Origin of the sequence: Alterotamlana spongicola (assembly GCF_035818475.1) — a bacterium.
Lineage (GTDB): Bacteria > Bacteroidota > Bacteroidia > Flavobacteriales > Flavobacteriaceae > Cognatitamlana.
In genome coordinates this window covers 2,361,977-2,384,639 of record NZ_JAYMGV010000001.1, presented here as the reverse complement: position 1 = coordinate 2,384,639, position 22,663 = coordinate 2,361,977, and the positions used below count along the sequence as shown (strand labels likewise).

The 22,663-nt window shown below is 32.5% G+C and carries 22 protein-coding genes; 12 read left to right on the top strand and 10 right to left on the bottom strand.

Going from position 1 to position 22,663, the window contains the following annotated elements; all coding sequences use genetic code 11:
• The first annotated feature begins 74 nt into the window (after nt 1-74).
• The 3 genes from VOI54_RS10250 to VOI54_RS10240 all read left to right on the top strand — a co-directional run bounded on the left by VOI54_RS10250 (nt 75) and on the right by VOI54_RS10240 (nt 2,435).
• A complete protein-coding gene (locus tag VOI54_RS10250) occupies nt 75-1,181 on the top strand; it encodes an FkbM family methyltransferase (RefSeq protein ID WP_326282697.1) in 1,107 nt (368 codons plus the stop codon).
• 585 nt (nt 1,182-1,766) lie between these two features.
• Nucleotides 1,767-2,000 (top strand): hypothetical protein, encoded by a 234-nt coding sequence (locus tag VOI54_RS10245; protein WP_326282696.1) that lies wholly within the window; start codon nt 1,767-1,769, stop codon nt 1,998-2,000.
• 198 nt (nt 2,001-2,198) lie between these two features.
• Nucleotides 2,199-2,435 (top strand): hypothetical protein, encoded by a 237-nt coding sequence (locus VOI54_RS10240; protein WP_326282695.1) that lies wholly within the window; start codon nt 2,199-2,201, stop codon nt 2,433-2,435.
• A gap of 236 nt (nt 2,436-2,671) precedes the next feature.
• Here the strand turns inward: VOI54_RS10240 and guaB are convergent, their stop codons facing one another.
• The 5 genes from guaB to VOI54_RS10215 form a co-directional block, all read right to left on the bottom strand.
• Nucleotides 2,672-4,144, bottom strand: coding sequence for an IMP dehydrogenase (gene guaB / locus VOI54_RS10235; RefSeq protein WP_326282694.1), 1,473 nt, complete (start codon nt 4,142-4,144; stop codon nt 2,672-2,674).
• Nucleotides 4,145-4,238: 94 nt separating this feature from the next.
• A complete protein-coding gene (locus VOI54_RS10230) occupies nt 4,239-4,727 on the bottom strand; it encodes an Aq_1264-related membrane protein (RefSeq protein ID WP_326282693.1) in 489 nt (162 codons plus the stop codon).
• Nucleotides 4,728-5,255 (bottom strand): FMN-binding protein, encoded by a 528-nt coding sequence (locus tag VOI54_RS10225; RefSeq protein WP_326282692.1) that lies wholly within the window; start codon nt 5,253-5,255, stop codon nt 4,728-4,730.
• A 223-nt stretch (nt 5,256-5,478) separates the two neighbouring features.
• Nucleotides 5,479-6,657 (bottom strand): porin, encoded by a 1,179-nt coding sequence (locus tag VOI54_RS10220; protein ID WP_326282691.1) that lies wholly within the window; start codon nt 6,655-6,657, stop codon nt 5,479-5,481.
• A gap of 173 nt (nt 6,658-6,830) precedes the next feature.
• Nucleotides 6,831-7,694 (bottom strand): hydroxymethylglutaryl-CoA lyase, encoded by an 864-nt coding sequence (locus VOI54_RS10215; RefSeq protein ID WP_326282690.1) that lies wholly within the window; start codon nt 7,692-7,694, stop codon nt 6,831-6,833.
• Between the two features lie 144 nt (nt 7,695-7,838).
• Between VOI54_RS10215 and VOI54_RS10210 the strand changes: the two genes are divergently transcribed.
• Together VOI54_RS10210 and VOI54_RS10205 are read left to right on the top strand one after the other, a co-directional pair.
• Nucleotides 7,839-8,789 carry a T9SS type A sorting domain-containing protein gene (locus tag VOI54_RS10210; RefSeq protein ID WP_326282689.1) on the top strand — a complete coding sequence of 317 codons (951 nt, stop codon included), beginning with the start codon at nt 7,839-7,841 and terminating at the stop codon, nt 8,787-8,789.
• 109 nt (nt 8,790-8,898) lie between these two features.
• A complete protein-coding gene (locus tag VOI54_RS10205) occupies nt 8,899-10,101 on the top strand; it encodes a zinc-dependent metalloprotease (RefSeq protein ID WP_326282688.1) in 1,203 nt (400 codons plus the stop codon).
• Between the two features lie 14 nt (nt 10,102-10,115).
• Here the strand turns inward: VOI54_RS10205 and VOI54_RS10200 are convergent, their stop codons facing one another.
• Nucleotides 10,116-11,147, bottom strand: coding sequence for a quinone-dependent dihydroorotate dehydrogenase (locus tag VOI54_RS10200; protein ID WP_326282687.1), 1,032 nt, complete (start codon nt 11,145-11,147; stop codon nt 10,116-10,118).
• 154 nt (nt 11,148-11,301) lie between these two features.
• Between VOI54_RS10200 and pepT the strand changes: the two genes are divergently transcribed.
• Genes pepT through cysK form a run of 4 tightly spaced genes read left to right on the top strand, consistent with a single transcriptional unit; the run spans nt 11,302 to nt 14,654 of the window.
• Nucleotides 11,302-12,546 carry a peptidase T gene (gene pepT, locus VOI54_RS10195; RefSeq protein ID WP_326282686.1) on the top strand — a complete coding sequence of 415 codons (1,245 nt, stop codon included), beginning with the start codon at nt 11,302-11,304 and terminating at the stop codon, nt 12,544-12,546.
• A 17-nt stretch (nt 12,547-12,563) separates the two neighbouring features.
• Nucleotides 12,564-13,079, top strand: coding sequence for a serine protease inhibitor ecotin (eco, locus tag VOI54_RS10190; protein WP_326282685.1), 516 nt, complete (start codon nt 12,564-12,566; stop codon nt 13,077-13,079).
• A gap of 41 nt (nt 13,080-13,120) precedes the next feature.
• The gene (locus VOI54_RS10185) at nt 13,121-13,720 is read left to right on the top strand and encodes a YdeI/OmpD-associated family protein (RefSeq protein ID WP_326282684.1); all 600 of its coding nucleotides are present in this window, start codon (nt 13,121-13,123) and stop codon (nt 13,718-13,720) included.
• A gap of 25 nt (nt 13,721-13,745) precedes the next feature.
• Nucleotides 13,746-14,654 (top strand): cysteine synthase A, encoded by a 909-nt coding sequence (cysK, locus tag VOI54_RS10180; protein ID WP_326282683.1) that lies wholly within the window; start codon nt 13,746-13,748, stop codon nt 14,652-14,654.
• Nucleotides 14,655-14,738: 84 nt separating this feature from the next.
• Here cysK and yajC read toward each other — a convergent pair whose 3' ends face one another.
• The 3 genes from yajC to nusB all read right to left on the bottom strand — a co-directional run bounded on the left by yajC (nt 14,739) and on the right by nusB (nt 16,547).
• Nucleotides 14,739-15,029, bottom strand: a complete 291-nt coding sequence (gene yajC, locus VOI54_RS10175; RefSeq protein WP_326282682.1) for a preprotein translocase subunit YajC — start codon at nt 15,027-15,029, stop codon at nt 14,739-14,741.
• Nucleotides 15,030-15,040: 11 nt separating this feature from the next.
• Nucleotides 15,041-15,517, bottom strand: coding sequence for a DUF1573 domain-containing protein (locus VOI54_RS10170; RefSeq protein WP_326282681.1), 477 nt, complete (start codon nt 15,515-15,517; stop codon nt 15,041-15,043).
• Between the two features lie 82 nt (nt 15,518-15,599).
• The gene (gene nusB, locus VOI54_RS10165; RefSeq protein ID WP_326282680.1) at nt 15,600-16,547 is read right to left on the bottom strand and encodes a transcription antitermination factor NusB; all 948 of its coding nucleotides are present in this window, start codon (nt 16,545-16,547) and stop codon (nt 15,600-15,602) included.
• 203 nt (nt 16,548-16,750) lie between these two features.
• On the opposite strand from nusB, the gene VOI54_RS10160 reads away from it, so the two are divergent.
• From VOI54_RS10160 to VOI54_RS10150, 3 genes are all read left to right on the top strand, one after another.
• Complete coding sequence (locus tag VOI54_RS10160) at nt 16,751-18,508, top strand: ABC transporter ATP-binding protein (protein ID WP_326282679.1); 1,758 nt, start codon at nt 16,751-16,753, stop codon at nt 18,506-18,508.
• A gap of 156 nt (nt 18,509-18,664) precedes the next feature.
• Nucleotides 18,665-19,057: a PUR family DNA/RNA-binding protein gene (locus VOI54_RS10155; protein WP_326282678.1), complete on the top strand. Its 393-nt coding sequence runs from the start codon at nt 18,665-18,667 to the stop codon at nt 19,055-19,057.
• A gap of 88 nt (nt 19,058-19,145) precedes the next feature.
• Nucleotides 19,146-21,650 carry a M14 metallopeptidase family protein gene (locus VOI54_RS10150; protein WP_326282677.1) on the top strand — a complete coding sequence of 835 codons (2,505 nt, stop codon included), beginning with the start codon at nt 19,146-19,148 and terminating at the stop codon, nt 21,648-21,650.
• Here the strand turns inward: VOI54_RS10150 and VOI54_RS10145 are convergent.
• Entirely contained in the window at nt 21,645-22,628 is a 984-nt protein-coding gene (locus tag VOI54_RS10145) for a 1-acyl-sn-glycerol-3-phosphate acyltransferase (RefSeq protein WP_326282676.1), read from the bottom strand. The genes VOI54_RS10150 and VOI54_RS10145 overlap by 6 nt on opposite strands.
• Between the last annotated feature and the right edge of the window lie 35 nt (nt 22,629-22,663).

The window sequence follows — 22,663 nt, the reverse complement described above, 5'->3', positions numbered from 1 at the left end:
AATTAGACCTCTTTATATTTTAACACTCTCATGTTTTAGAATTGAACGAATAGGTCGCATCAACTTGATAATAAATGAAATCTTTTAAAAGAGAATTACTGTCAACCATAAATAAAAACGTTTCAAACAATTATGGTATAGAAAATTTTGATGAACACAGGTTTGGCACATATCATGCTGAACATGTAACACCCTGGAGTCAATTTATCAAAAAAGTAAAAATTAGCAGCAAGAAGTCGATCGGTTATTCTCATTTATTTATTTCAACCTCGTTATTAAAAAAATATACCGGTGGGCTTAAATTTTTATGGAAGAGTTTAGACGAAAATGGAAAAACCCTTCTTATAAAATTAATTGCTTTTCGTATTCTGGGACAGAAAAAAATTAAACTTCCAACTAATACATCATTTTATTGGGAGCGTCTTGATGCCTTAAACAAATTAAAAGATCCCAACGACACTTATAATCCTAAGTTCTTGCATTATACTCTAAATAAAATGAATTTAAAGCAAATTGGGTATGACATCGAATTCTATTATACACCCAAAGGGGTATTAACAGATTTTGTACTTGAGCAATATGCTTATAAGAGCAGTGGAGAAAAAATTGTATATGCAGAAAAAGGAGACACAGTTCTTGATTGCGGTGGTTGCTGGGGCGATACTGCATTATACTTTGCACATAATGTTGGAAAACAGGGCAAAGTCTATACATTTGAATTTATACCTAATAATATCGAAATATTGCAAACCAATATTGACCTCAATAATCATTTAAAAGACAGAATTGAATTAATTCCTAATCCGGTTAGCAATAAAAGTGATATTGAAATTTATTTCACAGATAATGGGCCATCAAGTTCTATAAATTTTGAACCTTATGAGGAACAAACCGGTCAGACAAAAACAATTTCTATTGATGATTTTGTTTCTCAACATGATATAAAAGAAGTGAATTATATAAAAATGGATATTGAAGGAGCAGAACCTCTTGCTTTACAAGGTGCTGAAAAAACTATTAGGAAATTCAGGCCAAAACTGGCCATTGCTATTTATCATAGTATGGACGATTTTGTAAATATCCCGAAATGGATTCTGGATTTAAATTTAGATTATGAAATTTACCTTGGCCATTATACCATTCATTTGGAGGAAACCGTAATTTTTGCAAAACCAAAATAAGAGATCTGTTCTAAACAATCATTACTCTGAATTAACAGAATAAAGAAAAAAAACAAGATACTTCAATATATTATATAAAGTATTTATTATTTTTTAATTCATACAAAACCATAACACCTTTTGAGAATAGTTAGTCGCTCTCATTAATATCTCTACCTTTTATTTTAATAAACTACATGGTTTCTTTTAAGTCCTCAATAGCTGTAGCACATACTTCATTAATCCAGTCATGAACCTACAAAGACAAATTAAATAAGCTTTTTTAGTAAGCTTAAAAAGTAATCTGTTATTTACCAAAAGGTAAGTTTTATCTCCATTTTTTGATTTAGTTTTATATAAACTTATTAATCATAGAATGATTATGAAAAAACTAATAACGTTATCTATTTTCTTATTATTAACTATTCTAAACCACTCTTGCTCTGATCAAAAATTAGAAATTTACTCAAAGTCAAAACTAAATGAAATTAAGAATAGTAATGAGTTTAGCTTATTATCAGAAAACTTCCCAGATTTTATCACAAGTCTCGATTATTCAAGCTTTTCAGAAGGAGAAAAAATACTATAAAAGTGTATGGGATACTCATGAAAATAAATGATAAAATTACTGGAAGGGTAGTTTTTATAAACAAAAATGAAAATTTTTATGGATTTGTTGAAATTTATAAATACAATTTGAACAATGAGATCGTTAAATTCGAATATAAAAATGTTTATAATGAAACATTTATCTCTTTAAATGCAAGGAAAAACAATGATGAAACATATTCATTAAGTTATCAGGAGAGTTCGATAAAAAAAATTTTATCAAAACAATAATTAGTTGGTGGAGCTGTACAAAAGAACGAATTTCAAACTCTTTTTCTGTTGTTTTGAGGATCGCGTTTGTGGATGGACATGTGGTATTTTAGCTGGTGTTTGTGTTGATGCCATAGTTACAGCAAGTGCTATATCTTGTTTAGGCTTTGCTGAACCTTAATTAAGCCAAATATTAGAACTTAACTAAAATTCAGAAGTATGAATAATAAAATAATATATCAAGGCAAAAAATCTTATAAGCATACCAAAGATTATAGAAAAAGGAAACAAGAAATTATTAAAAAAGTTAATAATAAATATAATGACTTAATAACTAATGAAAAGCATCTTTTAAAAAAAGTAATATTAATAATCAATAAAAAAAATGAACTTAAAAAAGAGTTAGAAATATTAAACTCTGAAGACATCTTGTTTATTAAAGTAATAGATAGATAAATGACTTTTACAACAAGTTAAAAACCTGTATTAACTTATTTCAAAGCAGGATAAACACTATAATAAAAAGAGACTGTCTAAAAAGTGATTTATTTTGTCATTCAGAGCGAAGCGAAGAATCTTATTTTTTTTAAAAATTAGTGTATTACCTTAGGAGATTCTTCATTATCATTCAGAATGACACTTTTGAGACAGCCTCTTTTTAATGATTTCTTCTTCTTTGATTAAATACTTTTTTATCTTGAATAATTAGGGGATTCCTTAGTAATGGTCACATCATGCGGATGACTTTCATTAATCCCACTGGCCGTAATTTTTACAAACTGCCCAATTTCTTTTAAGGTCTCAATATCTTTAGCCCCACAGTATCCCATTCCGGCACGAAGTCCTCCAATAAACTGGTGAATACTTTCAAACAGATCTCCTTTATATGGTACACGTCCTACAATACCTTCTGGTACCAGTTTTTTAATATCATCTTCTACATCCTGGAAATACCGGTCTTTACTTCCTTGTTTCATCGCTTCTACTGAGCCCATACCTCGGTAAGATTTAAACTTTCGTCCTTCATAAATAATGGTTTCTCCCGGAGACTCTTTTGTCCCTGCTAAAAGCGAACCTAACATAACCGTATCTGCCCCTGCTGCAATAGCTTTAGGAATATCTCCTGTATAGCGAATACCACCATCTGCTATTACCGGAACTCCTGATCCTTTTATGGCTGCTGATACTTCCAATACTGCTGAAAACTGAGGAAAACCGACTCCGGCAACCACACGCGTTGTACAAATTGACCCGGGACCAATCCCTACTTTAACGGCATCTGCTCCGGCTTCAACTAAGTATTTAGCTGCCGCTCCTGTAGCAATATTTCCAACAATCACATCTAGTTCCGGGAACTTAGACTTAATTTCTTTTAAAACGCCAACCACGCCTTTGGTATGCCCATGTGCTGTATCAATGACTACAGCATCTACCCCGGCACTTACCAACGCTTCTGCTCTGTCAACCGCATCTCCTGTCACACCAATGGCTGCAGCTACTCGTAAACGTCCGTATTGGTCTTTATTAGCATTTGGTTTTTGACTTAACTTTGTGATATCTCTAAACGTAATTAACCCGGATAGTTTATAATTATCATCAACAATTAACAGTTTTTCAATTTTATGTTTTTGAAGGATTTCTTCGGCGTCCTGCAACGAAGTTCCAACTGAAGCGGTTACCAGGTTTTCACTGGTCATAACTTCTGTAATTGGTTTTTTATTTTCATGCTCAAAACGCAAATCACGATTGGTAACAATGCCTTTCAAAGTTCCTTCTTCATCTACAATAGGAATACCGCCAATACCATGCTCTGCCATATAACGTTTGGCATGCTTTACCTTAGCCGTAAGCGGCAAAGTTACAGGGTCAATAATCATCCCGCTTTCTGCCCGCTTTACTTTTCTAACTTTATTAGCTTGAGCCTCAATAGTCATATTTTTATGCAACACCCCTATACCACCTTCTTGTGCCATAGCAATAGCCATTTTACTTTCTGTAACCGTATCCATGGCCGCCGATATAATGGGCACATTGATGGTTATATTTCTGGTAAATTTTGTTTGAATACTGACTTCTCTTGGAAGAACTTCTGAAAAAGCAGGAACTAGTAAAACGTCATCGTAGGTTAAACCTTCTCCTACTATTTTATTTTGGTGTGCAGTCATGATGCAATTACGATTATAATTGCGTGCAAATATACAATTTAATTACCGATTAAAGTACTTAATTTCTGTTAAGAAATTAACAGGGAATTTAAGGTTATGTACGCTGAAATATCTGTTTTAAAATAATTGCCACAGCTACTGTAAATGTCAATGTCATTAATATGCCCGAAAACATAACAATATATTTCATCCATAATATTCCGGACCAAAGCATATAAAGCCCTCCAAAAGTAAGTACTACGGAAATGAAGGGTTCTACTATCAAAAATAACTTAAGCTTCTTATTAAGTTTTGTTGTAGAAACAATAAGCCCCAATAAAAAGAAAATAATAGACATGGAAAGAATATGGTTATGTACCAATGTTAGCATTTCCTGATCACTCTTTTTAAAACGCATGACCTCAGCATTTTCATCAGCTTCATTCCCTAAATAGTGTTCTTCTATGCCATTTGGATTTGCAGAAGATGTTTCACCTACAAACAATAAGCCCGTATAAAACCCTATACTTAATACTATTATAAATGTACCGATTAATAGTTTAATCTCTCTTGGAAATGTTAATATTAATCCGTTTAACTGCATTTATAAAATGTTTTTACTGTGAAGAATTTTTAAAGATTCTAAGAGGTTATTCATAGCATTAGTCATAGATCTCACTGAAATAGTGGCTCCGGAAATGGCAACAATATTATCTCCACACTTTAACTGATCTCCTTCTTTTTTGCCTATAAATTGCTTTAACCATCTTGTACTACCAATTTCACCACCATACTCTTCACGATAAATTAAAACCTTTGATTTTACTACCACCAAATCTTTATCTAATAAAACCAAATAATCAAACTGTGCTGTTTTACTTGGGGCCTGTGCTAAATAAGCATACCCAATGAGTTGATTACTTGTCTCAATTTTAAAAAAATTATTCTCTTCAAATTTTGAAGGTAAATCTTTAGTGATTTCTGAAGCAATGTCAACACTATTAAAATTGAATGCTTCTACATTAAACGTTTTCACAATTTCTTTATTAACTTTTTTTTGAATGTTTTTTGGCAGTCCAAAAGACATTAAGCATAAAGTTAAAATTGCTATTGAAATGTATCTGAATCTCATCTTACAAAAGTATTGTTTTTTATTGTTCTTACAAGTAAAATACCAAATAGGCAATTACCAAGTATTATTTCTTGGTAATTGCCTTTGGCATGTTTTGCGTTAGGGATTAAGGCATTTGTTGGAGCTCCTTGAAAAGAGCGACTGCCGAAAGCCCGACCCTTTGGGTAACGCCCAAATTATTTTTAAACTTCTTTTTATTTAAAGAAGTCACAAAACTAAATGGTTAGAACCAAACGCCTATACCAAAATTAAGTCTGTTAGCTACATCTCCTCCTGAAACAGCATTATCTCTAAATTGATAATCTCCTTTTAACACAACTCCCGGAGCAATGTGATAGCTTAATCCTGTTGTTATATCATTTCTGTTATACGCATCATCACGCTCTAAATCACCAGCTGTTTTGGCATGCGTGTCATATTGTTCATATCTTGCAAAGGCAAATAAGCGTTGTGATTTTTCTTGTGGTAATAGGTTATATGCTGCCTCTAAATACCAACCTTCTAATGCACTACCTAAATCTTTACCTGTTGCATTATTGTATGCCTCTGTTCCTGAAAGTTGAGCGTTAATATATTGTCCACGAGCAGTGAAACGCTGATACGCATAACGTGCATCTAGACCTATCATTGAAACACCAATAACTGACCCGTCAATATCTTTAACATCATCTTCTACTTGAGTATCACCAAAATACCCTGAAAGCCCTAAACGTAAGCCAGGAATACCATAATAATCAAGTTTTGCTGATAATGTTGGGCTACTGACTGTAGATTTTATTCCTTTTTGACGACCACCACGTAAACCATTTGATCCTTTTAATAATCCGGTAAGGCCTCCTTGACCATCTGCTTCTGAAGATTTAAAACCATTAAAAACATATGCTTGGTAGCCTAATGAAATTTCATTGAATCTACCTGTTGCACCTACCCCTATTTCTCTCCATGTGGTTGGAATTATAACGTTATCCATTGCCGGTCTTTCAACACCATTAAATGTTGTTGGTTCGTGGAACTCATTAACAATACCCATAGGTACTAACATTAATCCTCCTCGTAAACTTGTGTTTGATGCAACATTATAATTTATAAAAGCCTGTTCTACAAACACTTCGTTAACATGTTCAAACTCAACCTCAGTTACAAACTGTGTTTTGTCATTGAATTTATATCCAAAAAGTAATACTAAACGTTGCACATCCAGCTCTCCGCTTTGCCCTTCAGGCTGATTATAAGTTAGCTCTCCATAAGCGCCTACAGTTACAGCTTTACCATAATTACCAGAAAGGATACGTTGTGCTGCATTTAATTGTTTTTGCGGATCAAAAGTAATAGAATCCTGTACCGTTTGTGCCCCCGAAAATGTGGCAAGTAAGATTGAAAAAAGTAAAGTTAATTTTCTCATTTTTAAGTTCGATTTGTTGTTTTTATTTAGACTGATTACAAATAATTGTTAATTTGAAGTTGCAAATATAAAACTCATAATTACTTAAGCAAAGTTTATTTAGATTAAATTTAAATAAACTTTAACATAAATTTTCAATCAATTTATTTACAGTAATTTACAGTCTAAAAAAATCAATAAAAAGCGTTGAATATTTTAGAAGCTTCATTATAGGCACTCTCAAAACTAAGTGCATTTAATTGATTATTCTGCTTTGACGTGAAGTATGATAGTAGTTTTTCTGTGGGCATATTACCGGTAAGTTCATCTTTTGCCATAGGGCACCCTCCAAAGCCTTGAATGGCTCCATCAAAGCGGTTACAACCAGCTTTATAAGCAGCATCAACTTTCTCAAACCAGGTAGATGGTACCGTATGTAAATGTGCACCAAATTCTATATGGGGATAACGAGGAATCAAATTTGAAAATAAATAGTTTATAGTTTCTGGGTTTGAGGTACCAACGGTATCACTTAATGATAAGATTTTTACTCCCATGTTTGCCAGTACTTCTGTCCATTGCCCAACTATATCTACATTCCAGGGATCTCCATACGGATTACCAAAGCCCATTGAAATATATACTACCACCTCCTTATTAGCCTTGTCAGCAATGTTTAAAATCTCTGAAAGAGTTTCCACAGATTGCGCTATAGTTTTATGCGTATTACGCATTTGGAAGTTTTCTGAGATTGAGAACGGGTAACCTAAATAATCAATCTCACCAAATTGACTAGCATCATGAGCCCCTCTTATATTGGCTATTATTGCCAAGAGCTTACTTGTTGTTTTACTTAAATCCAGTTGAGATAAAACCTCAGCTGTATCAGCCATTTGAGGAATGGCCTTTGGGGATACAAAACTTCCAAAATCAATGGTATCAAATCCAACACGTAATAAAGACTGAATATACTGTACCTTTTGCTCAGTTGGAATAAACTGTTTTATACCTTGCATAGCATCTCGCGGGCATTCAATAATTTTAATTGGATTTGGCATACTCTCAAATAAGGAGATAAAAATACTACTATTTTTTTGAAAAGATATGCCTCTAAATATTACCGTGCTATGATATAAACAAATAAATTTATGTAAGCATAGTACTATGTTGTCCGACTCAATATTATACTAAACTTTTAAGCTATGAAAAACTTTACTTTACTTTTCACTTTGTTATTGAACTCATTGGTATTTAGCCAAAGTACAGCGACCTATACTATTGTATTTGAAAGTTTTTGGGAAACACCTGCAGCTGACCCTGTAAATGGAATAAGTACCATTGCTATGCCAGATTCTCCACATTGGTCTCCTTTGGCCATAGCAACACATAAAACGGTCAACAGTATTTTAGAGATGAATACTATGGCTTCCACAGGAATTGAGAATATTGCAGAAACGGGAAGCACCAGTGCTTTTGAAAGCGAGGTCACAGCTAATGCTGATGCCGACAAGTTTGTTATTGGCAGTGGATTAGGAGCAGCACAGGGAACAATCTCTCAGAATATTGATATCAGTGAAGCTTATCCTCTTGTAAGCTTAGCAACCATGATAGCCCCCAGTCCGGATTGGTTTATAGCTGTAAATAGTGAAAATCTAAGATCGGGTAATAATGCTGTTAACAATGGTTGGAAAGCTAGTTATACCATTGATGTTTTTCCCTATGACGCCGGAACAGAGGACGGTAGTGGATATTCTATAAGCAATCCTGCTACAAATCCACAGGGTGTTATTAGCAGTTTATCAAATATGTCTCCATTTGATGGTACTAATAGCAGTATGAGCCATAGAATTGGTACAGTTACTTTTAATTATGAAAGTTCCACTTTGAGCAATGAAGATACTGAACCTTTGGAAAAGGTAACATTATTTCCCAATCCGGCACAAGACAATGTTACCATTGCCAACATTCAAAACCTTCAATTAAACAGTATTGAAATTTATAATATACTGGGGGAAATGGTAAAAGTTATTCAGGTTGAAGCTGGTATAAATAGTATAAATATTGATTTAAAAACTTTAAACAAAGGCATTTATTTATTTCAATTAAAACATTTTAACGGTATCTCTAAAACTCAAAAATTAGTTATACAATAAGTTTCAAATATCTTTTTTATTTAATTTATCGAGTTTAAATTGGCTTTTGACGGCTTTTTTTTACATCGGATTTGTATTCATATACATTTGAGTAAATGTTTTGCTCCAAATGAAACCTTTTAAGAATACATTTAGTTTTATATTTATTTTAATTTCTTCGTTACTTAGCTTTTCTATGTCTGCTCAAAACCTGGAAAACTTAGGCTGTGAAACTATTATGACTTCTGAATCTATTGAGTACTATAAAACTATCAAACCAAAGCTAAAAACATTTGAGGAGCATTTTATACAACATATCTATGCCAAAAAACACAAATCTTCACAGATTAAGCATAAAATTCCTATTAAAATTAACGTTATCAGAAACTCTGATGGCACCGGTGGCATTGACACACAAGATATAGAGCAGGCTATTCAGGATTTAAATGTAGCCTATGGAGGTGCTTATATGAACTTTTATTTATGGCAAACTATTGATTATATAGATAATGATCTCTATGTTAATTTCAAAAAAGGAGATGAAATCAACTTAACCAAAACAAATTACACCCCGGGCTTAATCAATATATATTTTACCAACCATATTGAAAATGCGTCCGGAACCAGTATTTGCGGTTATAGTAAAAATGATGTTAAAGATGGAAGTCATATTATCATAATGAAAAACAGCTGTACTACCAATGGCTCCTCTCTAACTCATGAAATGGGACACGTGTTCTCTCTATTACATACCCATGGTCCAAATAATACCGAAACGACTACCGAACTGGTAGACAGAAGTAATTGTGATACAACCGGCGATGGTATTTGTGATACTCCTGCAGACCCCAAGCTATCCAGTAATACCATAAACAACTTTTGCGAATATATTGGTAAAGCCGTTGATGCAAATGGTGATACTTACAGCCCGGATACCAAAAATATTATGTCGTACTCAAGGAAGGCATGTCGCACTCATTTTTCACAACAGCAACTGGCACGCATGTATGCTTATTTCAATTTTGAGAAGAAGCAATTTATTTACTCTAAAGAGGATGAAGAAATAACTGAAGCAGAAACTAATATCTATAGCTTTGATAGCATTAAAATTCATCCTAACCCTGTATCAGACGGAAATATTTACATGACATCTTCGGTAACCGGTAAAATTAGTTATCAAGTGGTCAATTTTCAAGGTCAGACACTTTTCAATGGAAGCATGGCCTCCAATGGAAATGGACAAATAAATGTCAGTACTTTGCCTTCTGGGAGTTACGTATTAATCTTAAGTAATGATTTGGGCGCAAGGCTAATCAAAAAATTTATTAAATAGAATTAATATAGATATTAGCGCTTTAATAAGGCTTTATTTATTTGTTTTATTAAACCTGGCCCCTCATAGATAAATCCGGTATAAACCTGAACTAAATCTGCCCCTGCATCTATTTTTTCAATAGCATCTTTGGCTGAATGAATCCCTCCTACTCCTATTATTGGAAACGATTTACCACTTTTATCTGAAAGATATTTTATAACTCTGGTGCTTTTATTTTTTATTGGCTGTCCACTCAATCCACCATTCCCAATACTTTCAAGTATATCTTCAGATGCTTTCAGGTGGCTCCTATCTGTAGATGTATTACTAGCTATAACACCATCTAAATTTGTATCATTAACCAATTCTACAATTTCGTCTAATTGGCCATCGTTTAAATCCGGTGCTATTTTTAATAAAATAGGCTTTTGGTTCTCAAATGTATTGTTGGCCTTTTGGACAGTTCCTATTAACTCTTCTAAATAATCCTTATCATTTAGTTTAGCATGACTCCCCACATTAGGACAACTTACATTTAGTACAAAATAATCAACGTAAGGATGTAATGCATTAAAACACTCTAAATAATCATTAGTATAATCTTCCGGTTTTGTTGCTGTGTTCTTTCCTATATTACCTCCAATAATTAACTTTTTTTTATTGCCTTTGAGTTGTTCTATTACAGCTTCTAACCCTTCGTTATTAAATCCCATGCGGTTTATAATACCTTGATCGTCTTTTAACCTAAACAATCTTTTTTTAGGATTTCCTACCTGCCCTTTAGGGGTTACTGTTCCTATTTCAATAAAACCAAACCCAAAATTTGCAAGTTCATTATAAAGCACCGCGTTTTTATCGAAACCCGCTGCTAATCCCACAGGGTTTTTAAATGTAAGTCCAAAAACGGTTCTTTCCAGCCTTTTGTCTTCAACACTATATAAGCTTCTGAACAAAAACGAAACCCCTGGAATTTTAGAAGTGCTTTTTATTAATGAAAATGTAAAATGATGAATTTTTTCAGGGTCGAATAAAAAAAATATCGGGCGAAGAAAATGTTTGTACATCTGTATTATTTGTGCAAAAATAAGTCTAATTCATGTAAATAAAAAATCAGTTAATTCTCATACTTAAAAAAATTAATAATCGTATTTTAGAGGCACCATGTAGATACTATGTATCATTAAAACTTTTCATAAAATAAGTTAAACTAAATTCTAAATGATCCCAAAAGACCACATTATAAATCGTTTTATAAGTTATGTTACTGTTGACACTGAATCTGATCCTTCATCAAATACAACGCCCAGCACAAAAAAGCAATGGGATTTAGCTAAGAAATTAGCTAAAGAACTCAAAGATATAGGCTTACAGGATGTTAGTATAGATGACAACGCCTATATTATGGCTACCCTACCCAGTAATGTGGATTATGACGTACCAACTATAGGCTTTATATCACATTTTGATACATCTCCGGATTTTACAGGAGCAAATGTTAGCCCCCAGGTTCATGAAAACTATCTTGGAGGAGATATTTTACTTAATAAAGAAGAACACATTGTGCTCTCTCCTAACTATTTTGAAGATTTGCGTTTATACATAGGACAGACATTAATTACTACAGATGGCACAACACTTTTAGGAGCTGATGATAAAGCCGGAATTTGTGAAATAATTTCTGCTATGGAATGCTTAATTAACCACCCTGAAATAAAACATGGCAAAATACGAATAGGTTTTACGCCCGATGAAGAAATTGGAAGGGGTGCTCATAAATTTGATGTAGAAAAATTTGGGGCTGACTGGGCATATACCATGGATGGCAGTCAAATTGGAGAATTAGAATACGAAAACTTTAATGCGGCCAGTGCCTTAATAAAAGTTAAAGGTAAAATTGTACATCCCGGTTATGCTAAAGGAAAAATGATAAACTCCATGTATATCGCAACTGAATTTATTAATTCGCTTCCCAGAATGGAGACACCTGAACATACGGAAGGTTACCAGGGCTTTTTTCATTTGCATGATATAAAAGGGAATGTGGAAGAAACTGTTTTACAATATATTATACGCGATCATGATAAAGGGCATTTTGAAGCCCGAAAAGAAGTCATGGAAAAACTTACCAATGAACTTAATTCTCAATATGGACGGGAAGTGATAACTACCGAAATTAAAGACCAATACTATAATATGAAAGAAAAAGTTGAACCTGTAATGCATATTGTTGATATTGCTGAAGAAGCCATGAAACAAGTTGGTATAGAACCTATTATTAAAGCCATTCGTGGTGGTACTGATGGGTCTCAATTAAGCTATATGGGCTTACCTTGTCCTAATATTTTTGCTGGTGGACATAATTTTCATGGCCGCTATGAGTATGTTCCCGTTGAAAGCATGATAAAAGCAACTGAAGTTATATGCAAAATTGCCGAATTAACTGCTATAAGAGAAAAGGTATAAATCTAAAAGAAAAATACATGAGGTATAAACTAATAATTATTTTGGTAATATTTTTAGCAAGTTGTAATACACAAAAATCTGCGGACCAAAAAAATGACACAAAAGAAACCATGAACCAAGAGCAAAGTATTTCTCATAATTTAAGTATGTACCCTAAGGCCACTGAAGTACTTAAAAGACATATTATTTCTATTCCTCAAAAAGAAGATGAAACTAATTATAAAGTTGAATTATATGTAGGGAAAATGGCAGAAGTAGATTGTAATAAAAGTACCTTATCTGGTGATTTTACAAAAGAAGTGGTTTCTGGCTGGGGCTATTCGTTTTATAATTTCAATACTAATGGGCTTATTATGAGTACACAAATGGCGTGCCCTGATGACTCCATCCATAAAGAATTTATAACATCTGCCAGCGAGATTATAAGATACAACAGCAAGCTACCAATTGTTGTTTACACACCTAAAGAATACGAAGTTAGGTATAAAATTTGGTCTAGAGACCATACAGAACATACAGCAACTTTAGAGTAAGTCATATTAGCAATCAATAAACACCTATTAAATTTTAAATCTTGAAAAAAGTACACTCTGTAGAAGACTATATTGAAAGTCAGCCACACTATGCCGAAGCTCTGGAATTATTACGTTCTATTATCTTGTCAACCGAATTAGAAGAGACGATAAAATGGAGTGCTCCTGTTTATACATTAAAGAATAAAAATGTATTAAGCATCGGAGCTTTTAAAAACCATTTTGGTGTTTGGTTTTTTAATGGCGTGTTTTTAAAAGACCCTAAAAAGCTTCTTAAAAATGCTCAAGATGGGAAAACAAAGGCTATGCGTCAAATGCGTTTTGAAACTATTAACGACATTAATAAACAAACTGTTTTAGCTTATATTAAAGAGGCTATTGAAAATCAAAAATTAGGAAAAGAACTAAAACCAGACCGATCTAAAAAGGAGACCATTATCCCAAAAGAATTGCAGGAGGCCTTGGATTCAAATCCTGAGTTAAAGTCTGGTTTTGATAGCTTATCCAATTATAAACAACGTGAATATTGTGAGTATATAGATTCTGCAAAACGTGAGGCAACCAAGCAAAGTCGTTTACAAAAAATAGAGCCCATGATTTTAAAAAATATCGGCTTAAATGACAAATACAAAAATCATTAGACTAACCAACAAATAATAAAACCTTATGAAGATCAATACTATTTTAGAAGATATTGGTTCTACTCCAACAGTGCGTTTAAGTAGATTATTCCCAAATGCAAATGTTTGGATGAAACTAGAAAAATCTAATCCCGGAGGTAGTATTAAGGACAGAATTGCGTTATCAATGATCGAAGATGCTGAAAAAAGGAACCTTTTAACCAAAGACACGGAAATTATCGAACCCACTTCCGGCAATACCGGTATAGGTTTAGCCATGGTTGCCGCGGTAAAAAATTATAAGCTCACCTTGGTTATGCCAGAGTCTATGTCTGTTGAAAGAAGAGCTTTAATGGCTGCATATGGTGCAAACCTTGTATTAACACCTAAGGAATTAGGGCTTGGTGGTACTATTGATAAAGCTAATGAATTGGTGACAAATAATAAGAATGCGTGGATGCCTTCACAATTTACTAATCCGGCAAATCCGGAAATTCACCGTAATACTACAGCACTAGAAATTATTGAAGACTTCCCTAAAGGCATTAACTATCTCATTACAGGTGTAGGGACCGGAGGGCATATTACGGGAATAGCTGAAGTATTAAAAGAGAAATTTTCAAATTTAACAGCACTTGCCGTTGAACCTGATGATTCTGCCATAATCTCTGGTGGAGAACCTGGGCCACACCCATTACAAGGCATTGGACCGGGATTCTTTCCGGAAGTCTTTAATAAAGAATCGATAGACGGCGCCATAAGGATTACAAAAGAAGAAGCTTTTGCTGAAGTTCAAAACATTGCCAAAACAGAAGGTATTTTGGTAGGTATTTCTACAGGGGCCTCTTTAGCTGCTGTTAGAAAACAATTACCTAACTTCAAACCTGAAGACGTTGTACTTACCATGAATTATGATACCGGTGAACGTTATCTTTCCATTGAAGGCTTACTATAGTACATCCCTTTTTTGACAATAAACAACATAAAAAAAGCTTCTCATATAGAGAAGCTTTTTTTTAATCTAAAATAGATTAATTTATTATTTAGCCGGAGCATTTAGCTTATTACTCATTTCCATAGAAATAGCAGATCTGTCAAACTTAAGTTTTCCAGCCATAGTTTCTATAATACAACTGTTATCCTTATCATTCAATTCTGCAATTTTACCATGCAATCCGCTTTTGGTTATAACCTTATCGCCTCGTTTTAATTCGGCTGCAAATTTCTTTTCTTTTTTTGCACGTTTCATTTGCGGTGCAATCATAAAGAAATACACTACCACAAACATTAATACGAATGGTATTAAACTACCTATTCCTCCTTCTCCCATTTTATATAAATTTAGCTTTTAGCTGTTGGTTTAACTTTGTTAGGGTCTGGTTTTACAAATGCAGTAATTTTAACAACTTCTGAACCTTTTTCTGTATTTGCAGTAACCGTAATTGTTTTAGAAACTTTATTTGTTCCACTACCATTAAACTTCACCGTAAATTCTCCTGAAGCCCCAGGTGCTAAAGGTTCTCTACTCCAATCTTGAGGCACTGTACAGCCACAAGAACTTTTAATATCAGTTATTACTAATGGTGCATTCCCAGTGTTTTTATATTTAAAAACTGTTTCTACAGCAGTTTTTGCTTCAATTTCTCCAAAGTCATGTTCTTTTTTATCAAACTCTATTATCGGAAATTTTGAGGCGTTTGCATCTCTTTCTGCTGCTGCTGCAATATTACTCTCCTCAATTTTCTTAGCTGCATTGTCTTTACAAGATAAAAATGCTATTAAGCATAATGCAGATAATCCTAAAATTATTTTTTTCATATTCATTAATTTTTGATTTGGAGCGTAAAAATAGTAATAATTTAATCGATTAAAAATTTTTGTTTCTTTATTAGCAGATATCTTACATCAATCCGCGACCTACTTTTTTTAATTCTCCGGTTGATTCATACTCCTTTACCAACTTATCCAGTATACCATTAATGAATATACTGCTTTTTGGCGTAGAATATTCTTTTGATATTTCCAAATACTCATTAATAGTTACTTTCACAGGAATAGATGGGAATTTTTTTAATTCACAAATAGCCATTTGCAACAATACATAATCTACACTAGCAATTCGGTCTGCATCCCAATTCTTAGTTTTTAGTCCAATTTCTTTATTAATAGCAGATCTGTTTAAAAGTGTTTTCCTGAATAAATCAATTGCAAATTGTTTATCTTCAGAATCCTTATAAAGCTTTGGGGTAAAATGACTTTCAGGTGAAGTACCCTTAACTTTCCTCAACAGCTTTAAAATAGTGGTATTTACAGTGGGGAGGTCATCCAACCAAGTTAAGTTTTTATCTTCTAAATAATCATATAGCTTATCGTTTGGAGCAATGATTTCTTTAAAAATATCAACTATAAAATCTTTATCTTCCTTAAAATCAGAAACTCTGGTTTTCATATAATCTTTATAAAGATTACTTGCCATAATTTCTTTGAAAATCACATCTATATACTCACCATCTAACTCCCAATTGTTAATTTTATTAATCTCCAATTGCTCCTTAAGTTGAGGGTTTTCTTTTAAAAGTTGTAATAATTGATTATTTACAAACTTTCTGTTAGGGTTCTTATCTTCCTTGGTAGCCAGGTGTTTGTTTTGTTTCTTTTGTAAGTCATTTTCAGCTCTATTTTGAACTTCTATTAACAAAGACATTAATAAAAGGTACAAATTGTACATATTGTCAATACTAAATAATAAAAACTTTTGATCCTTACTTAGATCATCACTTTCACTTCCTTTAAAAGCGTACATAGTTTGCATTACTTTTACGCGAATATGTCTTCTGTTTAACATCATTACAAAGAACTTTAATTAAAAAATCATGAAGGTTTTCATTGTCTTTCCTGGCGCAAAAATAACACTATATTTAAAAAAACATGAGCTATTATCCATTTAATTATCATTAATACTTTAAGCTATATTTAACAATTAACTCATAGCTACAACTGTCACGATTATCTTTTATACCCTATATTTGTTCTCTATCTTTATTTGTATAAATGAAAGAATTACAACATTTAAATAAATACTTCTATAAATATAAAACTCATCTTATTTTAGGTTCAATTATTACAATTGTAGCCCGGTTATTTTTATTATACACCCCCCGTTATGTAAAAAAAATATTTATAGCTGTTGAGAGTTATTTTGATCAGTCAATTACCAAAGATGTTTTTAAAAGTGATTTAGCTGAAGCTATTTTCTATATAATTGGAGCTGCTCTGGTTGGTGCCATACTTACTTTTTTCATGAGACAGACCATCATAAATGTATCTCGTTATATAGAATACGATTTAAAAAATGAGATCTATGAACAATATCAAAAGCTTTCATTGAATTTTTACAAAAAAAACAGGACTGGTGATCTGATGAATAGAATCACAGAGGATGTTGGTAGAGTACGTATGTATGCCGGCCCGGCTTTAATGTATAGTATTAATACTGTTGCTTTATTTATAATTGTCATTATATATATGATAAATGCATCACCAAAACTCACTTTATATACCATAATACCTTTACCTATATTATCCGTTATCATTTATAAATTAAGTAAAGAAATACATAAACGCAGTACCATTGTACAAGAATACCTTTCTAAGCTTTCAACGTTTACTCAAGAATCTTTTAGTGGTATTTCAGTGATTAAGGCTTATGGGATAGAACCTCAAACCTCTGTGAGCTTTAAAACACTTGCAGCTGAAAGCAAAGAAAAACAAATAGATTTAACTAAAGTACAAGCCTGGTTTTTTCCAATGATGATATTACTGATTGGAACCAGTAACCTATTGGTTATATATGTTGGAGGTATGCAATATATTAATGGTGAAATTGAAAGTATTGGCACCATTGCAGAATTTATTATTTATGTAAATATGCTAACATGGCCTGTAGCTACTGTAGGCTGGGTAACATCAATTGTTCAGCAGGCTGAAGCTTCTCAAAAACGGATTAATGAGTTTTTAAAAATTGAACCTGAAATTAAAAATTCTGTAGATCATCATACAAATATTACAGGCAACATTGTTTTTAACAATGTATGGTTTACTTATGACGACACTAATATTCAAGCACTTAGAGGAGTAAGCTTCAGTATAAAGGAAGGAGAAACTCTAGCTATTTTAGGAAAAACAGGGTCAGGAAAATCTACTATTCTGGACCTGGTCGGCAGACTTTATGATATTGATAAAGGTTCAATAACAATTAATGGTATTGAGGTTAACCAGCTTAACTTAATGGATTTGAGAGATAGTATTGGTTATGTCCCTCAAGACGCTTTCTTGTTTTCTGATTCTATAAAGACCAATATTAAATTTGGTAATCAACAAGCTACTGATGATGATGTTATTGAAGCTGCAAAAAGAGCTCAGGTACATAAAAACATCATCAAATTCAATAAAGGTTATGATACTGTTCTGGGAGAACGGGGTATAACCTTATCGGGAGGCCAAAAACAGCGTGTTTCTATAGCAAGAGCTATCATTAAAAAGCCTAAGATTTTGTTATTTGATGATTGCCTATCTGCTGTAGATACTGAAACCGAAGAAAAAATATTAAAAAATCTCAATAAATTTTCAAAAGGGAGAACATCTATAATAGTAAGTCATCGGGTATCTTCAGCAAAAAATGCCGACAAAATTGTTGTTTTAGATGATGGTAAAATTGTTCAGGAGGGCACTCATGAAAGTTTAATAAATATTGATGGCTATTACAAACACCTTTACTTAAAACAATTAAGTGAAACCATTTCCAATTAACAAAATAATACTCAGACTATAAATCTTAACTTTTAATTAAATTTAAAGCATTAAAAATCAACATTTTAAAAAGAAATCTTACAATTTGTTGGTTAGTATTGGTTTTTTTTAGATTTTTGATACAGTTAATGAAAACTCAATAAACTAAATTCAATTATGAATAATAACGGTATGATGGAGAAAGAGGAAATTTTTTCGAAGGTATTAAGAGCGGGTAGACGCACCTATTTTTTTGATGTTAGAGCAACTAAAGCTGAAGATTATTACTTAACTATTACTGAAAGTAAAAAGTTTACCAATGATGATGGCTCCTTTCATTATAAAAAACATAAAATTTATATCTACAAAGAAGACTTTGCTGAATTTAAAGACATTTTAGCTGAAATGACCGATTACATCATTAGTGAAAAAGGTAATGAAGTAATAAGTGAACGTCACCAAAAAGATTTTAAAAAAGAATATAATAATGATGCAGCAGCTCCCAGAGTTACTGAAGATCAATTAAAAACTCCGGAAAGTTTTACAGATATTGATTTTGACGATATATAATTCAAAAGATTATCATTAATATAAAACCGTTACATTTTACTGTAGCGGTTTTTTTTATCTTTAGCTTTTCTAAAAACTACTTTTTATTATGAAGTATTGCCTCTTTATATGCTTATTTTTTTCATTGTTAAACGCTCAGGAAAAAATTGATTTATCATATTATTTACCTCAGGATATAACCTATAATCCTAGTATTCCAACTCCGGAAAGCATTATTGGCCATCAAGTTGGTGAATGGCATATTACTCATGACAAGCTGGTACAGTATATGTACGCTTTAGCAAAATCTTCCGATAGAGTATCCATAGAAAACAGAGGAGGTACTTTTGAGGGAAGACCTTTACTATTATTAACCATTACTTCTCCAAAAAACCATACTCAAATAGAACAAATTAGAGAAGTACATATAAAAGCTACAGAAAATGATGAATCAAATCTTTTAGAAAGACCAATAATAGTCTATCAGGGCTATTCCATTCATGGAAATGAACCAAGCGGTTCAAATGCAGGTATGCTAGTAGCTTATTATTTAGCTGCTGCTGAAGGCAATTACATAAATGAACTCTTAGACAAAACAGTTATTTTATTTGATCCATCATTAAATCCTGACGGTTTGCAGCGCTTTGCCTATTGGGCTAATACCAATAGAAATATGAATTTAAATCCGGACCCTAATGACAGAGAATATCATGAAATATGGCCTGGAGGTAGAACTAATCATTATTGGTTTGATATGAATCGTGATTGGTTACCGGTTCAGTTACCAGAATCAAAAGTTAGAATAGAAACTTTTCACAAATGGCTACCAAATATCCTAACAGACCATCATGAAATGGGTACCAATTCTACATTCTTTTTCCAACCGGGCGTGCCTTCAAGAACACATCCTTTAACCCCAAAATCGAACCAGGAGCTCACCAAAAAAATTGGAAACTACCATGCTAACGCACTTAACAAAATAGGGTCATTATATTTTACTGAAGAGAACTATGATGATTTTTATTACGGAAAAGGTTCCACCCTTCCGGATATAAATGGAGGTATTGGGATTTTATTTGAACAAGCCAGCTCAAGAGGGCATATACAAGAAAGTGATAATGGCATTTTAACTTTCTCATTTACTATTAGAAACCAATTTACAACAGCACTTTCAACATTAGATGCTGCTAAAAATATGCGTACTGATATTTTAAAGTACCAATATAATTTTTTCAAAAACTCTAGAATAGAAAGTGCTATTAATAAAAACAAAGCCATTGTTTTTGGAGATCAAAAAGACGCCGCGAAAACCTATCATTTGGCTGAAATCTTAAAACGTCAAAATATAAAAATTCATGAATTAAAAAAAGACATAACCATAAACCAAAAATCGTTTAAAAAAGGTTATAGCTACGTTGTTCCTAAAAATCAAAAAAACATACGTCTTCTTAATGCCATGTTTGAAAAACGAACCTCATTCAAAGACAGCTTGTTTTATGATATATCTGCATGGACATTTCCATTGGCATTTAATGTTGATTACGCTAATAATATACCAATAAAGCATTTAGGGGATGAAGTTAAAGCCCTCAGTTTAAAGCCTGGTGGTGTTAATGAATCAAGTAACTATGCCTATCTTATGGAATGGCATGAATACTATACACCAAAAGTTTTATACCAGATATTAAATAAAGGTATAAGAGCTAAGGTTGCAAAAAAACGTTTCAGAATAAATGAGAAAGACTATGATTATGGAACTATTTTAATACCTGTTCAAAATCAAAAACTATCACCTGACACCTTATATAATTTTTTAGATGACCTGGCTCAAGATAGTCACTTACAAATTGATGCGGTTAATACGAGTTTAACTACTGGTATAGATCTGGGAAGTAGAAATTTCAGTACGTTAAAAGCCCCAAAAATAGGATTACTTGTTGGACAGGGAACCTCCTCTTATGATGCAGGAGAAATATGGCACTTGCTTGATACCAGATATAAAATACCATCAGCTAAATTAGACCTTAAAGATATTATTGATGTTAATTTAGGCCGTTATAACACTATTATAATTCCAAATACGAAATCACTTAGCGACACTATAGTTTCCAAACTTAAGGTCTGGACAAAAAACGGAGGTACTCTAATTGGGTTTAGAAACACTGTCAAACTATTAAACTCTAAAGGGTTTATTCCATTAAATTTTAAAAAGATGGAACGGTCCGCAAACAATATATCGTTTGAAAACAAACAGGATTTCAAAGATGCTCAAAAAATAAACGGAGCCATTTTTGAAGCTAAAATAGACCGGTCACACCCTATTAATTACGGGTATAAAAATGAAAAAATTGCCCTATTCAGAAATACAACCATATTCATTGAGCCTGATAAGAATAGTTATAACAATCCAATTATTTACAACAAAAAGCCGCTTTTAAGCGGTTATATTTCAAAACCAAATTTAGATAGCCTCAGTGGAACTGTGCCTTTTCAAATCAAAAAATATGGTAAAGGTAAAGTTGCTGTATTTACTGATAACACGAACTTTAGGGCTTTTTGGTACGGGACAAACAAATTAATGATGAACGCCATTTTCTTTAGAGAAGAGTTATAGCTTAACCGCACATAATGTAATGGCAAGCGTTAAAACCAAAAACAATAAACCTGAAAGCAACCCTAAATAATTTATAACTATAATAGTTGTAATCAGTAAATAAATTGGAGCCAAAGTAATGGCAATGGCAAACCTGAACGTTGAGATGAATTCTAACTCTTTTATTTTTGGCTTAACTAAAAATTTCCAAATTATATAAGGAACAATGAAACTAAAAATTAAAAGTATTTCAGTTACCTTCTGAAGGGCATTAACAGATTTAGATTGGTTAAATTTGCAGCTCTCAAAATTATTTTCAATACAACGATTTACGGCTTTGGGATTTAAAAAATTAGCATTTAAATGTTCTAATTTATTAAGCGTTTCATCATATTGATCCACTGGAATATGTGTTGTTAGTTTACATAGCTCGGTTTGTACTTTAGTTTTCAATTTTAATACATCTTCATTTTTATTTCCTGAAATAAATGCTTTGGCATTAATTGACGCTCCAAAATACATTGAAACCTGATCGGGAAAATTTTTAGCTTTATCAAAATTCAAACCTACAGGAAGTAATTGTAAATCTGTATCAGGATACTTTTCCAAAGTGTTTAATACTATTCTGGTAAAGCCTTTGCTTAAAGGCCTTACAGTACGTTTTAAATTATGATTGCCTTCGGGAAAAAGAACAACAGCTTCATTATTGTGTAAAAGAGTTGCACATTTTTCAAAAATTAGATTATTATTTGATAAATGTTCCCTCCCATCTCTTATTCTATAAACAGGAAGCATCTGTAAACTTTTTAAAAAACTTGCCACAAAGGCATGTTTAAAAACCGAGGCTCTGGTTAAAAAGTATGAAAATCTCTCACCCTTAACAGCTATTAAAAGAGCATCCAATAATGCATTCTGATGGTTACTTAATAATAAAACAGGTTTATTTTTTGGGATGTTTTGAATATTATAAATTGCTATGCGTTTGAAATAAAAAAACATGCCAAGATTTAAATACATCCTAATATAAGCGAGCC